General features: G+C 30.7%; 15 protein-coding genes. 14 read left to right on the forward strand and 1 reads right to left on the reverse strand.

Annotation, left to right across the window (positions count from 1 at the left end; translation table 11 throughout):
• Positions 1 to 34: 34 nt before the first annotated feature.
• Positions 35 to 1,470, reverse strand: a protein-coding gene (locus Ccar_RS24915; RefSeq protein WP_242852182.1) for an IS1182 family transposase whose coding sequence is annotated in 2 segments (ribosomal slippage) — positions 35 to 894 and positions 894 to 1,470 — 1,437 coding nt in all. Because the reading frame shifts where the segments join, the coding sequence is not laid out codon by codon here.
• Positions 1,471 to 1,772: 302 nt separating this feature from the next.
• Here Ccar_RS24915 and Ccar_RS24920 point away from each other — a divergent pair.
• The 14 genes from Ccar_RS24920 to fliY all read left to right on the forward strand — a co-directional run bounded on the left by Ccar_RS24920 (position 1,773) and on the right by fliY (position 15,377).
• On the forward strand, positions 1,773 to 2,135 hold the full coding sequence (locus Ccar_RS24920) for a DUF1292 domain-containing protein (RefSeq protein ID WP_007059616.1): 363 nt from the start codon (positions 1,773 to 1,775) through the stop codon (positions 2,133 to 2,135).
• 520 nt (positions 2,136 to 2,655) lie between these two features.
• Complete coding sequence (locus Ccar_RS24925) at positions 2,656 to 3,297, forward strand: HAD-IB family hydrolase (RefSeq protein ID WP_007059615.1); 642 nt, start codon at positions 2,656 to 2,658, stop codon at positions 3,295 to 3,297.
• Between the two features lie 52 nt (positions 3,298 to 3,349).
• Positions 3,350 to 4,177 carry an aminotransferase class IV gene (locus tag Ccar_RS24930; RefSeq protein ID WP_007059614.1) on the forward strand — a complete coding sequence of 276 codons (828 nt, stop codon included), beginning with the start codon at positions 3,350 to 3,352 and terminating at the stop codon, positions 4,175 to 4,177.
• A gap of 274 nt (positions 4,178 to 4,451) precedes the next feature.
• Positions 4,452 to 6,437, forward strand: coding sequence for a flagellar assembly protein A (locus Ccar_RS24935; protein ID WP_007064797.1), 1,986 nt, complete (start codon positions 4,452 to 4,454; stop codon positions 6,435 to 6,437).
• Between the two features lie 71 nt (positions 6,438 to 6,508).
• Complete coding sequence (locus Ccar_RS24940; RefSeq protein ID WP_007059611.1) at positions 6,509 to 6,955, forward strand: chemotaxis protein CheW; 447 nt, start codon at positions 6,509 to 6,511, stop codon at positions 6,953 to 6,955.
• Positions 6,956 to 6,980: 25 nt separating this feature from the next.
• A complete protein-coding gene (locus tag Ccar_RS24945) occupies positions 6,981 to 7,469 on the forward strand; it encodes a chemotaxis protein CheD (protein WP_048030474.1) in 489 nt (162 codons plus the stop codon).
• Positions 7,470 to 7,516: 47 nt separating this feature from the next.
• Positions 7,517 to 8,593 carry a protein-glutamate methylesterase/protein-glutamine glutaminase gene (locus Ccar_RS24950; RefSeq protein WP_007059609.1) on the forward strand — a complete coding sequence of 359 codons (1,077 nt, stop codon included), beginning with the start codon at positions 7,517 to 7,519 and terminating at the stop codon, positions 8,591 to 8,593.
• Between the two features lie 5 nt (positions 8,594 to 8,598).
• Complete coding sequence (locus tag Ccar_RS24955; RefSeq protein ID WP_007059608.1) at positions 8,599 to 9,366, forward strand: CheR family methyltransferase; 768 nt, start codon at positions 8,599 to 8,601, stop codon at positions 9,364 to 9,366.
• Between the two features lie 12 nt (positions 9,367 to 9,378).
• Positions 9,379 to 11,433, forward strand: a complete 2,055-nt coding sequence (locus Ccar_RS24960) for a chemotaxis protein CheA (protein WP_007059607.1) — start codon at positions 9,379 to 9,381, stop codon at positions 11,431 to 11,433.
• A 16-nt stretch (positions 11,434 to 11,449) separates the two neighbouring features.
• Positions 11,450 to 12,052 carry a chemotaxis protein CheC gene (locus Ccar_RS24965; RefSeq protein WP_007059606.1) on the forward strand — a complete coding sequence of 201 codons (603 nt, stop codon included), beginning with the start codon at positions 11,450 to 11,452 and terminating at the stop codon, positions 12,050 to 12,052.
• A 38-nt stretch (positions 12,053 to 12,090) separates the two neighbouring features.
• Positions 12,091 to 12,450 (forward strand): response regulator, encoded by a 360-nt coding sequence (locus Ccar_RS24970; protein WP_007059605.1) that lies wholly within the window; start codon positions 12,091 to 12,093, stop codon positions 12,448 to 12,450.
• A 286-nt stretch (positions 12,451 to 12,736) separates the two neighbouring features.
• Complete coding sequence (locus Ccar_RS24975; RefSeq protein WP_034826194.1) at positions 12,737 to 13,135, forward strand: chemotaxis protein CheW; 399 nt, start codon at positions 12,737 to 12,739, stop codon at positions 13,133 to 13,135.
• Positions 13,136 to 13,165: 30 nt separating this feature from the next.
• Positions 13,166 to 14,164 (forward strand): flagellar motor switch protein FliM, encoded by a 999-nt coding sequence (gene fliM / locus Ccar_RS24980; RefSeq protein ID WP_007059603.1) that lies wholly within the window; start codon positions 13,166 to 13,168, stop codon positions 14,162 to 14,164.
• On the forward strand, positions 14,157 to 15,377 hold the full coding sequence (gene fliY, locus Ccar_RS24985; protein WP_007059602.1) for a flagellar motor switch phosphatase FliY: 1,221 nt from the start codon (positions 14,157 to 14,159) through the stop codon (positions 15,375 to 15,377). The genes fliM and fliY overlap by 8 nt, the downstream gene beginning before the upstream one ends.
• The last annotated feature ends 98 nt before the right edge of the window (positions 15,378 to 15,475 follow it).

A 15,475-nucleotide genomic window follows, 5' to 3' on the forward strand; every position in this document is an offset into this window, starting at 1 on the left:
GTTCATAAACCCAGCATTTTTTAAAGTGCTGGGTTTAATTTTGTCTTAAATATTTATGCGGTAGCATATAAAAAAAGAATGTTATCCATAAATTGGTTAGTGCATTCTTTAAAAATTGCAAAAATAGGTGCGATAGCACCCTAGCTATCTTTTTCATATTCTGAACTGCTGCTGTTAACAAACATTGTTCAGAAACTTTTTTAATTCCACGCATGCGACAATAGCGCAGACCATGGAGATTTTTTGAATCTGCAAAGCTACGCTCGATAGTTTCTTTTCTTCTTTTATATAGCCAGTTTCCTTTATCAGTCTTAGTAAATTTGATTACTTCATCCTTGTAATCTTCCCATACATGGCGATAAACAACTTTTCTTTTACTTTTATCTGATAAGCAATTTTCTTTTTTATTGCATTGGCTGCAGTACTCGATTTTACATGCATATTCTCTATAGCCATCACGGTTAGTAGTTCTATATTCTAATGCTCTTAAATCTGGACAATAATATACATCTTGTTCTTTAACATATTGGAATCTAAATTTAGTAAATTTACCTTTTACATGAGGACTACGTCTATAGCCCATAACTGCTTTTAGTTCTCGTTCAAATATTTGTTTACAAATATTATTAGTAGAATAACCAGCATCGGCTCCAACATATTTAGTTTGCAAATTAAACTTTTTAATTTGAACATCTAGTCTTTCTATATAAGGATCTACATCATTTATGTTACCAGGCGTTACATAAACATCTGTTATTATGTTATACTTTCCATCTACAGTTCTATGATCTAAATAAAAAAATCCTTTTGGTTTTCCATCCCTATGCATATAGCCACTATCAGGGTCTGTAGTACTGGTCTTAATTTCTTTAGTTTTTTCTATTTTATCTTTTTTTTTAGAGGTTGTTTTCCATGAGCTACTCTATCCTTATTAATGTCTTCTTCTAACTCATTAAAATAGTCTTTGGTTGATTGTGTAATTTGTTCTTTTGTAAACTTGTTTTTATTAGCGTTAGCTTTCAAATGTGTAGAATCTGTATATAGAATTTTACCATCTACCAATTTTTTATTTATTGCTTGAAATACAATATTATCGAAGATTTCTTGGTATATATTTGTATCCTTAAATCTTGTTATTCTATTTTGGCTTATAGTAGAATGACTTGGGATTTTATCTGTTAATGAAAATCCTAAAAACCAGCGATAAGCTACATTTACTTCAATTTCTTTCACGAGCTGTCGCTCTGATCTTATTGCAAATAAGTAACCTATAAATAACATTTTGAATAAAACTACTGGCTGAATTGCTGGTCGTCCATTATCAGGACAATAGAAGTCCTTAGTTAAATCTCTTATAAATGAAAAATCTATATATTTATCAATTTTCCTTAAGATATGATCTTTGGGAACTAAATTTTCTATATATACTAACTCTAATTGTTGCTGTGCAGAATTATTTTCTTTAATCATAATAGTTAACTCCTTAAAAAATCTGATATTATACTAATTCTACACAAAATCTTAAAATCCTTTTTGAATTTAAAAAAAGCCCTATCGGGCTAAAAATTTAAAAGACTGCTGACAAAATATGTTTATCAACAGCCTGAAAAAAAAGAAGTGCTTAGGCACTTCTTTTTTTTATACACTGTCCTTTGTCAATTGTCCTCTGTCCTCTGAAAAAATATTTGTGTAATAAATGAAAAAAGTGCTTTTAAAATTCGGTAATTAAGGGTACAATTAGAACATAACATATTTAAGGAGGATTTTTATTTATGGATAAAGAAAATTTACATGACTGCGGTTGTGGCTGTAACGATGAAAGTTGTGGATGTGGAGAACATAGTCATGAACATGAACATGATTGTGGCTGCGGCTGCGGAGAACATGAAAGTATAATAGTTGATTTAGAAGATGAAAACGGAAATACAGTTCCATGTGAAGTAGTTGATGGATTTGAATATAAAAATAGTGAATATGCTATAGTACAACATCCAGATAATGGAGCAGTATATTTATTTAAAGTAGTAGGTGAAGGAGAAGAAGGAGAACTTGTAATTCCTGATGATAAGGAGTTTGAAGAAGTATCAGCTTACTATGAAGAAATGGTAAAAAGTGAAGAAAAAGAACAAGAATAGTTGAATTTAACTAGATATTTTAATGCAACTGAAGCTTGAAAATTTTCATGTATTAGTTAAAATTTTAAATTAGGTTAAATAAAAGGAAGCCGGTGCATTATTGCAACGGCTTTCTTTATTAAAGCGATTTTCGTAGTTTAAGCACAATGCGACATAATTTTTTGAGAGGACAATTGACAGAGGACAGAGGACAATGAAGGTGAGTTTTCCTCCTTACGTCAGAAAGCTAATTTATTTTTACGCTTGTTTTGCTAAAGCAAAACGTCGCTTGAGCAGGCAACTAAAATCTATGATTTTTAGATAATTTTGCTTGCATAGAAAACATTTCTTAAAAACAAAAAACGGGAGCTTTTTTAAAATTAAAGATTTTTCGCAGCGCAGCGGAGAAAAACCATCCTTCACTGTCCTCTGTCAATTGTCCTCTGTCCTCTGAAAAAAGTTGTGTCGCAATATTTTTATATTAAGTAGAAATTTTATATATAGAAAAATTAAGTTACTAACTAAGAAGGGTAGTGTTACTTTGGAGAGACTAGCAATTTTTGATGTGGATTATACTTTAACAAAGAGAGAAACTCTTATGGAGTTTTATTTATTTATGCTAAAAAAGGATCCTAAGCTTATAATACATCTTCCCAAAAGTTTTGTATCTGTATTGTCTTATGCATTTAAAGTGTTAGAGGCAGGAAAGGCAAAGGAAAATTTTATATCATTTATAGATGGAATAGAAGAAATTAAGATGAAAAGGTTAGTTGAAGAATTCTATAGAACTAGACTAAGTAAAATCTTCTATAAAGATGCCATAGACACCATTAAAAAGTTAAAAGCTGAAGGTTGTAAAATATATTTAATATCAGCATCAGCAGAGTTTTACTTGGATGAATTATACAATATAAAAGAAGTAGATATGGTAATAGGTACAAGGTTTACCTGTGAAAATGGCAAATATAGAAGAAAAATTGTGGGAGAAAATTGCAAGGGAGAAGAAAAAGTAAAAAGGTTAATGGAAGTTTTAAAGAAAGAAAATGTGGAAGTAGATTTTAAAAACTCATATATGTTTTCGGATTCATTATCAGATATGCCACTTTTCAATTTGGTAGGAAATCCGTTTCTTATTAATTATAAAAAAGGACATGATAAAATTAAAATATTAAACTGGAAGTAAGTGTGATATAATAATTGTTATAAAATAAAAATTATTTAATGGAGTGATTTTAATGAGTGAATGCTTTAGCAAATATTTTATATGTAATTCGGAAGTTAAAGAATCCGAAGAATTTGATGAGAATATATTGCATAAAGGCAAATCCTTATATGAAGTTATAAGAATAATAGATGGGAAACCTTTATTCTTAGATAAGCACTTGGAAAGAATGGATAATTCCTCTAGAGTATCTAAGTTAAATTTATGGTTTAGTAAAGGTGAAGTAAAAGAAAAAATACTTCAGTTAATAAAAGTAAATAAAGCTAGTTTAGGTAATATAAAATTCCTATTTAATTTTCAAGAAGAAAATAAAAAGATTTTCTTGTGTTATTTTGTGAAGTATCATTATCCTAATTTACAAGATTATGAAAATGGAGTACATACAATACTTTATCATGGTGAAAGAGAAAATCCTAATGCAAAGATTATAAATGCAGATTTTAGAGCTATAGTGGATAAGAAAATATCAGGTAGCAATGCATTTGAAGCAATACTAGTGGATAGAAATGGACATATAACAGAGGGAAGTAAATCTAATATATTTATGATTAAGGGAAAAAATGTTTTAACAGCACCTCTTGAAAATGTTTTACCAGGAGTTACTAGAAGCGTTATAATGAGCTTATGTGAAAAAAATGATATAGATGTGAAAGAAGAGAAGGTTAATTATAATGATTTAGAAAACTTAGATGCATTATTTATATCAGGAACTTCCCCTAAGGTTTTACCGGTAAGGTCTGTAGATAAAATTAACTTTAAATCTGCACAAAATGAAGTAGTTGCTAAGATAATGAAAGCTTATGATGAAGCTTCAAAAGAGGATATTTCAAACTTCATATAATTATATGTAAATTTATTACAATATGCAATGTACTGTGAATGAGCTTATACTTTTTAAGCTCATTTTATTAATATTTTATCATAAAGTAAGGAATAGGTATTTTATGCCACTATATGCACATGGTATAATAAGCTTATACATAGTGTTTGTTTATGAAAGAAAATTTAAATAATATAAACATTAGATAAAGTGAGAAAAAAATAAAACGATAATATTAAGAACCTTTTGAAATTTTAAAGAGTTTGGTTTATATCTAATATGGGGGGGAAGATCAATGAAAAAAGTATATGAGGAATCTTCTTTAGAGAAGTGCATAAAAAAAGCTTGTGATGAATTTTGTGTGAACACAGAACAATTAAAGTTTAAAGTTTTAGAGGAAAAGAAACATTTATTTAGAAAAAGGGTGACTGTAGAAATAGAGTTTCCTGATGATATAAAAATTGAATGTAGTAAGGAAGATAAGGAAGATAAAAAAACTGAGGATACTAATGAGAATTTAACTATAGATGAAAACGATGGTACTATAAAAATAGTAAATGGCCAAATAGTAGTTAAAAATCCTAAAGAAGATGGATCATCTGCTGCTATAGCAGTGAGTGATAATATAAAAGTGCTGGTAGATGGGGAACAAATTAAAGGAAAAAAAGAAGTTTTTGAAGAAAGTAAAATAGAAGTTTTTTTTGAAGAGAGTAAAGCTCAAAGGCAGTTAAAAATTACTTTATCTGATGATGCAATGGAAGCTTATGCAACGATTATATATAAACCTGAAAATATATATAAATTAAGCGATGTATCAGAAACTGCAATGGCCGTTTTAAAACCAGAAGTTATTAAGAAAAATTCTCCTCCTAGATATAACATTGAAGAACTTAAGCAAGAGTTGGCCAATAGTAATGTAGTATATGGTATAATAGAAGAAAATTTAAAATCCTGCGTAGAAAATCCTTGTAAGAACTTTGTAGTTGCTAGAGGTCAACAAGTAGAAAATGGGAAAAGTGATTTTGTAGAAATAAAATTTAGCACTGATGAAGATTTAAAAAAGTTAAAAGAAGATAAAGTTGGAAATATAGATTTTAAAAGTATAGGTTCTGTAACAGCAGTAGAAAAAGGAGATTTAATAGGGGAGATACATTCTGGAGATGAAGGCAAAGATGGTTGTGATGTTAATGGAAGAATTAAAAAACATAAACCAGGAAAAAAGTTAAAGATAAAGATAGGAGAAGGATGTACAAGTAGTGAAAATTTGATATTTTCAGCTATAGCAGGTAAACCATGTATAAAAAATAATGCTTTTTATGTTTATCCAATTCATGAAGTTAGAAGTGATGTAGATTTAAAAACAGGAAACATAAAATTTATGGGAGACATAATTATATATGGTAATGTAAAAGAGGGCATGGAAGTAGTATGTGGAAACTCATTGACTATAGAAAAAGATGTTGAAAGAGCTAATATAAGGTCAAATGGAGATATAAATGTCAAGGGAAATGTAATTGCTGCTGAAATATTTGCTGGAGGTGAAGATGTAGACAAGCTTAAAACTATAAAGGATCTAGAGAGCTTTAAAGAAACACTAAACAATTTAATAGGAGCAGTAGAAGAAATAAAAAAGTTTAATCTTTTAGGACCAGATAAGAAGGATGGAGAGATAATAAAGATTCTTATAGAAAATAAGTTTAAAACATTTTCAAGGCTGTGCATAAATGTTGTTGCAGATTTAAATAGACAATTGAATAGTTATGAAGAAGAAAATTTAGTAAAACTTATAAAAACAAAGTTAATAGGAATAGCTCCTATTAGTATAGAACATCATTCAATATTGTATAAGATAGTAGAAGCTGTAGAAGAAAAGCTAATAGGTTTCCAAAATGACTTATCCATACCTGTAAACGTAAAGTTATCTTACTGTCAGGATTCAAATGTGCAAAGTTCAGGTGATGTTGTTATATCTGGAAAGGGTGAATATATATCTAATATTACAGCAAATGGAAGTATATATTTTATGCAGGAGAGAAGTGTAGCTAGGGGCGGAAGTTTAAATGCTAAAAATGAAATTAAGTGTAGAATAGTTGGAAGTACAGCAGGTGTGGCTACAAAATTAAAAGTTGAAAAAGGTGGACACATATGGATTGATGAAGCTTATCAAAATACAGTGCTTTTAGTAGGAAATAGGGAGTATGTACTGGATACACCAAGTAGAGGCGTACATGCATATTTAGAAAATAGTGGTGACATAATTGTAGACAAGCTAAAACTGTAATTGAATGATTTAAGCACATATTTTGTAAAGTTTTAGACTATATTTAGCAAAGTGAGGAGGAATTGTAAAAAATGGACAGCAGAGAAGCTAAAATATTAATATTTAACATAAATGGAGAAGACTATGCTACAGATATTATGGAAGTTGAAAGAATTTTGGGATATGAGCAGCCAACCAAACTTCCTGATTCTCCAGCCTTTGTAGAAGGAGTAATAAATTATCAAGGCGATGTGTTGCCGGTAATTTCCTTAGCTAAAAGGTTTAATTTGACAAAAGAAGAAAAGAAAAATGATGCTAAAATAATAGTATCAAAACAAGAAGATAATAAATTTGGAGTGATAGTTGATGTAGTATCAGAAGTGAGAAACATAAATGAAAATGAAATAGAAACTCCACCTGAAATAGCAGTAGGAATTTCAAAGAGATATATAAAAGGCTTGGTGAAAATACAAGGAAGAATAATTATATTTCTAAACCTTGCAAGCATACTGACAGAAGATGAAAAAAAGCTTATTTAATTTATAAAATGAAAGGTGCATATATATGGAGATAAAAGAGATAAAAGTAGGAATTGCAGATTTAAATACAGCTTTTTCTCCTGACAGAATAATAACTGTGGGATTGGGTTCTTGTATAGGAATAGCTATGTATGATAATACAAAATCATTAGGTGGACTTGCTCATATAATGCTTCCCGATAGTACTCAGTTTAATAATGTAACAAATCCGCTGAAATTTGCTGATTTAGCAGTTCCTATATTAATAGAAAAACTGGAAAAGCTAGGAGCATCAAGAAGAAATCTTAAAGCTAAAATAGCTGGAGGAGCTTCTATGTTTAATTTTTCAGATAAAAGCATGATAATGGATATTGGAAATAGAAATGGTATAGCAGTAAAAAATGCTTTAAAAGAATACTCAATACCTATATTAGGAGAAGATATCGGGGGGAATAAAGGAAGAACCATGATACTGGATGCTGGAAGTGGAGATGTAAAAATAAAAACAGTAGGAATGGGAGTAAGGGAACTTTAATTTGATGGTGAAATATGCCATAGGCTTAAGTAAAAAGAGGTGGTAGTTTGAATAAGATTAAAGTTTTGGTTGTAGATGATTCTGCTCTTATGAGAAAATTTATATCAGATATGATAAATGAACAATATGACATGGAAACTATGGATATTGCAAGAAATGGAGAAGATTTACTAATTAAATTGTCAAAAGGCAGTATACCTGATGTTATAACTTTAGATGTTGAAATGCCTAAAATAGATGGAATTACTGCTTTAAAGGAATTAAAAAAGAAGAATATCAATGTGCCAGTAATAGTTTTAAGCAGTATTTCAAAAAGAGGGCCTGAGCTTACTATGGACTGTCTTGCAGCAGGAGCATTTGATTTTATACCAAAGCCTTCCGGACAAATATCTCTTGATATAGATAAAATTAAAAGTGAACTGATTGAAAAAATAAGATTGGCATTTAAAAAGGGGTTGCCAAAAAATAAAATGATTAATGAAAATATACAAGTGGAAAATAAAATTGAGACAAAAGTAGAATATAATAATAATTTTAGAAGCAGATCAGGTAAAATTGAAGCAGTAGTTATAGGAGCATCTACTGGAGGACCAAAGGCAATATATACAGTAATTACAGCTTTGCCTGAGAATTTGGGAGTTCCTGTATTTGTTGTACAGCATATGCCTGTGGGATTTACTAAGGCTTTTTCGGAAAGACTTGATTCGAATAGTAAAATCCATGTTGTAGAAGCATCAGAAGGCATGAATGTAAAAAAAGATACAGTATATGTAGCTCCAGGAGGATTTCATATGGAGGTAGGAGCAGATTATAAAGTACATTTAAATACTGAGCCTCCTATATGGGGAGTACGTCCAGCAGTAGATAAACTATTTATTTCTGCATCAAAAGTATACGGTTCTCAAATTGTAAGTGCAGTACTTACGGGAATGGGAAAAGACGGTGCTGATGGAACTATAGAAATAAAAAAAAGGGGGGGTATAACTATAGCTGAGGACAAGTCAACTTGTACTATATATGGTATGCCTAAAGCAGCTTATGAAACAGGTATGGTGGATATAGTATTACCAATAGATAATGTAGCACATGAAATAATAACATCAGTATCAGGAAATAGGAGGTAGATTTTATGGATATGGGCTATTTTGAAAAATGGGTGCTTAAAGAATTTAGTATAAACCTATCTGCCTATAAATCAAACCAGCTTCATAGAAGAATAAATAGTTTAATGTCAAGAGTAGGAGCAAGTTCCATAGAGCAGTATATAGAAATGCTAAAAAAAGATCCAGAACAAAAACAAAAGTTTCTAGACTTTATAACTATAAATGTTTCAGAGTTTTTTAGAAATCCTGAAATATTTGAAGAACTTAAGGACAAGCTTAAGAGTGAACTTTTAAAGAATAGCAGCTCTTTAAAAATATGGAGTGCAGCCTGTTCTATAGGTGCAGAACCTTATTCTATAGGAATGTATTTAGATGAAATTTCACCTACTGGTAGACACAAAATAATAGCAACAGATATAGATAATACCATAATTGAAAGAGCTAAAAGAGGCGAATATGTAATTTCAGAAATAAAAAATGTAAAAAAGGAATATTTGGATAAATATTTTACACAACAAGGCGATAAATATATCATGAGCCCTAAAATAAAAAATATGGTAACTTTTAAAAAGCATGATTTAATACTTGAAAACTATGATAGAGATTTTGATTTGATTGTATGCAGAAATGTGGTAATATATTTTAATCAGGATATAAAGGATAAAATATATAAGAAATTCAGTGAATCGTTAAAAAAAGGTGGACTACTATTTGTAGGAGCAACTGAAAGTATATATAATTATAGAGATTATGGATTTGAAAAGGCTTCTACATTTATATACAGAAAGCTGTAAGGAGGGGATAAAATGGACACTTCACAATATATGTCTATGTTTCTTGAAGAATCTATGGACAACTTACAAACATTAAATGAGTCACTACTTCAACTTGAACAGGAGCCAGAAAATATAGATAAACTAAATGAAATATTTAGAGTAGCTCATACAATAAAAGGTATGGCTGCTACTATGGGCTTTAATGAAATGGCAGAACTCACTCACAAAATGGAGGATGTGCTATCAGAATTTAGAGAAGGAAAGCTTAAGGTTACTCAAAAAGTTGTAACTGTGTTATTTAAATGTCTTGACACTTTGGAGCAAATGGTTAACAATATATCTGATGGAGTTGAAGATGAGGTTTCAATTGTTGATATAATGAATGAGCTTGAAACAATTAAAGAATTTGCAGATGAAAATCCACAGATGGAAGGTAAAGCTGAAGAGCCTGTAAAGGAAGAGAGTGCAGCAGGTAAAAAAGTTAATATAGAGCTAAATGAATATGATATTAATGTAGTAAAGCAAGCAGAGGATAAAGGATTTAAATGTTATCAGATAAAAATATTTCTAAGTGAGAATACACTTTTAAAATCTGCTAGAGCTTTCCTTGTATTTAAAAATCTTGAGGATTTTGGAGAAATAATAAAATCTGTACCAAGTACAGAAGATATAGAAAATGAAAATTTTGATTTCGAAATAGATCTAATACTTTTATCTACTAAAGAAAAAGATGATATAAGTAATAGTTTAATGAATATATCAGAGGTAGATAGGGTTAGCGTTACTGATGTAGATGTAAAACAGGAAAAAGCTAAGAGAATAGAGGAAAAATCTAAAGATGATGAGGTAAAGGCTAAAGCTCATGAGCAAAAACCTGCAATACAGCCAAAGCCAGCAGCAACAAATGCACCAGCAAAGAGTGCAAAAGCACCTCATAAAGAAGCAGCACATAAAAAGGCTCATCAATCTGTAAGAGTAGATCTTGAAAGATTGGATAAGTTTATGAATATGGTTTCAGAACTCGTTATTCATAGAACAAGATTAGAGCAAATAAGTAGTAATTATAAATTGAATGATTTAAATGAAACTTTAGAGCAGGTAGCTAGAACTACATCAGATCTTCAAGATTTAGTTATGAAGATCAGAATGCTTCCAGTGGATACTGTATTTAATAGATTCCCAAGAATGATAAGAGATCTTTCTGTAGAATTAGATAAGGAAATGGAACTTATCATACAAGGTTCAGAAACTGAATTAGATAGAACTGTAATAGATGAAATAGGAGAACCTTTAATTCATTTATTAAGAAACGCAGCAGATCATGGTGTTGAACCAAAGGAAGAGAGATTAGCTAAAGGTAAAAGTGAAGTTGGAAAAATAAAACTTATAGCTTATCAAGAAGGAACTAAAGCTGTAATAAAGGTAGAAGACGATGGGTCTGGAGTACCTGTAGATAAAGTAAAAGCTAAAGCAGAAAGATTAGGAATAAATACAGAAGGAATGTCTGATAATGATATAAGAAATTTAATATTTATGCAGGGCTTTAGTACTAATGAACAAGTTACGGATATCTCTGGTAGAGGAGTTGGTATGGATGTAGTAAAAACTAAGATATCGGCTCTTGGTGGTACCGTAGACTTAATAAGTGAAAAAGATAAAGGATCATCCTTTATAATAAGGCTTCCATTAACTCTTCAAATAATTCAAGCTTTACTTGTTAAGGTTGGAACTGAAACTATGGCTATATCATTAGGATATATAGATAGAGTTATAGATTATAGTGATGATTTAGTTAAAATGACTAATAATAAAGAAGTTATAATACACAATGGCAATGTAACACCTCTTGTAAGATTGAGTAATAGACTTAATTTAACTAAAGAGGATAGTGCTAAAAACTATATAGTAATAGTAAATGTTGGAGAAAAAACTGTAGGACTCATGGTAGATGGATTGTTTGGACAAAAGGAAATAGTTATAAAACCTCTTGGAAAAACACTTCAAGGACTAAAAGAATATATAGGAGCAACAATACTTGGAGACGGGTTAGTAACATTAATACTAGACGTTGCTGCTTTAGTGTAGGGAGGTAAAATAGTATATGAGCTATCAAGACATGACGCCATTACAGCTTGATGCACTAAGGGAAGTAGGAAATATAGGTACAGGGAATGCTGCTACAGCACTGTCACAACTTATAAATAGAAAAGTGGATATGACAGTTCCTGACATAAATATTGTACCTTTTGATGATATTTTTTCAAGTATAGGTGGAGACGAAATAGTTGTAGGAGTTATAGTGAGGGTTTTAGGTGAAGCACCGGGTAATATATTATTTGTATTTGAAAAAGATACTGCACTAAATTTGGTAGAAACTTTAACCGGTGAAAAAGAAGAATATTTAAGTGAAATGGGTAATTCTGTAATATGTGAAATAGGTAATATAATATCTAGTTCGTATATGAATGCTATATCAAGATTCACTGGACTAGCTATAATGCCTTCAGTTCCAGCAGTAAGTTATGATATGCTAGGAGCAATACTTTCTACAACATTTATAGAATCAGGACAGTTTGATGATTATGTACTTGATATAGAGACTATGTTTATCCAGGGAGAATCTGAAATAGAAATAAGTGGACACTTTTATTATGTACCAATGCCTGGTTCACTTGAGAAAATGTTAAGTGCATTAGGAGTTTAATAATAACAACAGGAGTAAATAGATTTGGAGGGAATAAAATGTCAAAAGTATTAATTGTTGATGATGCTGCTTTTATGAGAATGATGATAAAGGACATATTAGAAAAAAATGGGTTTGAAGTAATAGGAGAAGGAAATAACGGTCTAAAAGCTGTAGAATTGTATAAAAAGGAAAGACCAGATGTAGTAACTATGGATATAACTATGCCGGATATGGATGGAATAGAAGCTGTAAAAGCAATAAAGGCATTCGATCCATCAGCTAAAATAATAATGTGTTCAGCTATGGGACAGCAGACAATGGTTATGGATGCAATAAAAGCAGGAGCAAAGGATTTTATTGTAAAACCATTCCAACCAGATAGAGTACTAGAAGCTATTAAAAAAGTAATAGGATAGGAATGTAAATTTTAGTGACAGATGACAAATTAAGTTATCTGTCACTTATAGAATTGAGAATTGGAAATAAAAATTTAGCTAAAATTTATTTATGGCATATAAAGATATTATAAATTTAGACGAGAATTTATTGAGTGGTATTAAATTTTATATTAAAGTTTGCATTAATTCTCCATTCTAAATTTCCCATTCTCAATTGAGTTATGATGGAATTAAAATAAAGGGATGTTAAGAGTGCTGCAGTAAAAACAATATTTTGCGGCAATTAAAGTGGAGGTGTTAAATGATGCAGGTTGTTGTATTTAAATTAAATAACGAACAGTTTGCAGTAGAAACTGCAAAGGTTCAAAGCATAAATGATGCTATGGAAATTACAAAAGTTCCAAAGGCACCAGGACATATAAAAGGACTCATAAATTTAAGAGGTAATGTGATATCACTTTTAGATATAAATCTTTTATTAGATGTATCAAAATCTGAAGAGAAACAAAATAATATAATTATCTTAGAAATGGAAGATGAATTAGTAGGAATAACAGTTGATCAAGTGGATGAAGTTTTAGAAGTGGAAGAAGGAATAATAGAAAAAATAAACGATGGTAAAAAAGCTTATATCGAAGGAGTTATAAATTTTAAAGATAGAATTGTAACACTTATAGATATAGATAAACTTCTTTCAAATTAGAAATTCTTTAATAGGAAATGAGGGAAGAGAATGGCAGATGTATTATCGCAGAGCGAGATAGATGCTCTTTTAGCTGCCTTGTCTGCTGGAGAATTAACTCCAGATGAAGTACCAAAAGAAGAAGAAAAACAAAAGGTTAAGCCTTATGATTTTAGAAGTCCTCAAAAATTTTCAAAGGACCATATAAGGACACTTGAACTTATTCATGATAACTATGCTAGAATAATTTCAAATTATTTAACTGCGCAGGTAAGAAGTAATGTAAAAGTAAAGATAGAGTCTGTACAGCAAATAACTTATGAAGAGTTTATTCACTCTGTGCCAAATCCCACAATCCTTACTGTATTTAAAATGCCACCTTTAAGTGGATCTGTATTATTTGAAACAAATCCACAATTTTCTTTTGAAATAATAGATGTGCTTTTAGGTGGAAAAGGAACGGGCAAATATAAAGCAAGAGAATTTACAGACATTGATAAAAACATTATGATGGTCATAAATACAGGCCTTATATCTAATTTGAAATTAGCCTGGGATGATGTGCTTGAAGTTAATACTGAAATAGAAGGATTAGAAACTAATCCGGCATTAAATCAGACTTTAGCGCCAAATGAAGCAGTAGCCTTAATAACTTTTTCTGTAGAAATGGGCAAAAGCAGCACCTTTATTAACATATGTATACCTTATTTAAGTATAGAAAAAGTATTGGATAAGCTTGTAGTACAATATTGGTTCCAGGACACTAATGATGAAGCAATATTAGAGGAATCTAGAGTGAAATTAAGACAAAGATTGAATATAGTAAATATGAATCTTACTGCAGTGTTAGGTACTACAAATATTACTGTAGATGATTTCTTAAGATTAGGTGTAGGTGATGTGTTAACATTGAATGATAAAGCAAATACGCCTATTAAATTAATGGTGGAAGATAAGCCATATTGCTATGGAAAACCAGGAGTGTTGGGGAAAAATATGGGGGTTCAGATACTAGATATTATAGATAAGGATGTGGAAAATTATGAGTAATGGGTTTCTTTCACAAGAAGAAATAGATGCACTTTTAAATGGGGGAGGCGAAGACACACCACCTGAACCATCGGAAGAAACAAAAACTTCAGAGGAAACACCAGAGACATCAAATGAATCAGAATTACCTGCGTTAACTGATATAGAAAGAGACTTATTAGGGGAAATAGGTAATATATCTATGGGTTCTGCATCCACAGCGCTTTCTACAATAATTAATCAACAGGTAAATATAACTACCCCAATAGTTACTATAACTAGATTGAAGGATTTAAAAGATCAATTTGAAGTTCCAAATGTTGCATTGGAAGTTAAGTATGTAAGTGGTATAGTTGGAGAAAATCTTCTTGTTATGAAAATTACAGATGCAGCTGTAATTGCAAATCTCATGATGGGAGGAGATGGAAATGTAGAAGGAGATCCTAAGGAATTATCTGAAATAGAACTTAGTGCTGTATCAGAGGCTATGAACCAAATGATAGGTTCTGCAGCAACTTCTATGGCTACCATGTTTATGAGAGAAGTAAATATATCCCCACCTGTATCCACAATATGGAATGATTTGAAATCTCCTGTGGCTAAAGGTATATCAGAGGATGAGCCAATAATTAAAGTATCCTTCTCTTTAGCAATAGGTGATTTAGTAGATAGTACTATAATGCAAATATTGCCGATAGCTACAGCAAAAAAGATAGTATCAATAATGATGGGGCAGGAATCTCCTGAAGGAGAAGCACCAGCTCAGCCAGAGCCACAAGCAGCTCCACAACAGCAAGAACCAGTGCCACAGCCAGTGACACCTCAACAGCAAGTTCAACAAAGTCAACCACAAGCGCAATATCAGGCACCACCACAGCAAGTTATATATGAAAAACCTATAGAGGCACCAAGGGTTGAGGTTAAGCAAGCAGCATTCCAGCCTTTAGCTCCAGTAGGTTCAAGTGCAGAAATGCCTAAGAACATAGATTTAATATTAGATGTACCTTTAGATATATCTGTAGTACTGGGAAGAACGAAAAAGAATATAAAGGATATATTAAATTTAGGAACAGGATCTCTAATAGAATTAGATAAATTAGCAGAAGAACCAGTAGAAATACTTGTAAATGGAAAAAGAGTAGCTTATGGTGAAGTAGTTGTGGTAGATGAAAACTTTGGTGTAAGAATTACAAGCATTATAAGTAGTGAAGAAAGAATTAAATCTTTAAAATAAAAGAAGCAGCCTTAAAAAGGCTGTTTTTATTTTATTTTTAAATTTGAAATTTTAATAAAATTTACGTTCTTATTAAAGTAACTAAAAAAAGGGATTTT

It is taken from the genome of Clostridium carboxidivorans P7 (assembly GCF_001038625.1).
GTDB lineage: Bacteria > Bacillota > Clostridia > Clostridiales > Clostridiaceae > Clostridium_AM > Clostridium_AM carboxidivorans.

Excerpts from the sequence above, each read along its gene's own strand:
- Ccar_RS24920 (WP_007059616.1), top strand. The coding sequence starts at position 1,773 with ATGGATAAAGAAAATTTACATGACTGCGGTTGTGGCTGTAACGATGAA.
- Ccar_RS24930 (WP_007059614.1), top strand. The coding sequence starts at position 3,350 with ATGAGTGAATGCTTTAGCAAATATTTTATATGTAATTCGGAAGTTAAA.
- Ccar_RS24935 (WP_007064797.1), top strand. The coding sequence starts at position 4,452 with ATGAAAAAAGTATATGAGGAATCTTCTTTAGAGAAGTGCATAAAAAAA.
- Ccar_RS24940 (WP_007059611.1), top strand. The coding sequence starts at position 6,509 with ATGGACAGCAGAGAAGCTAAAATATTAATATTTAACATAAATGGAGAA.
- Ccar_RS24945 (WP_048030474.1), top strand. The coding sequence starts at position 6,981 with ATGGAGATAAAAGAGATAAAAGTAGGAATTGCAGATTTAAATACAGCT.
- Ccar_RS24955 (WP_007059608.1), top strand. The coding sequence starts at position 8,599 with ATGGATATGGGCTATTTTGAAAAATGGGTGCTTAAAGAATTTAGTATA.
- Ccar_RS24960 (WP_007059607.1), top strand. The coding sequence starts at position 9,379 with ATGGACACTTCACAATATATGTCTATGTTTCTTGAAGAATCTATGGAC.
- Ccar_RS24965 (WP_007059606.1), top strand. The coding sequence starts at position 11,450 with ATGAGCTATCAAGACATGACGCCATTACAGCTTGATGCACTAAGGGAA.
- Ccar_RS24970 (WP_007059605.1), top strand. The coding sequence starts at position 12,091 with ATGTCAAAAGTATTAATTGTTGATGATGCTGCTTTTATGAGAATGATG.
- Ccar_RS24975 (WP_034826194.1), top strand. The coding sequence starts at position 12,737 with ATGCAGGTTGTTGTATTTAAATTAAATAACGAACAGTTTGCAGTAGAA.
- fliM (WP_007059603.1), top strand. The coding sequence starts at position 13,166 with ATGGCAGATGTATTATCGCAGAGCGAGATAGATGCTCTTTTAGCTGCC.
- fliY (WP_007059602.1), top strand. The coding sequence starts at position 14,157 with ATGAGTAATGGGTTTCTTTCACAAGAAGAAATAGATGCACTTTTAAAT.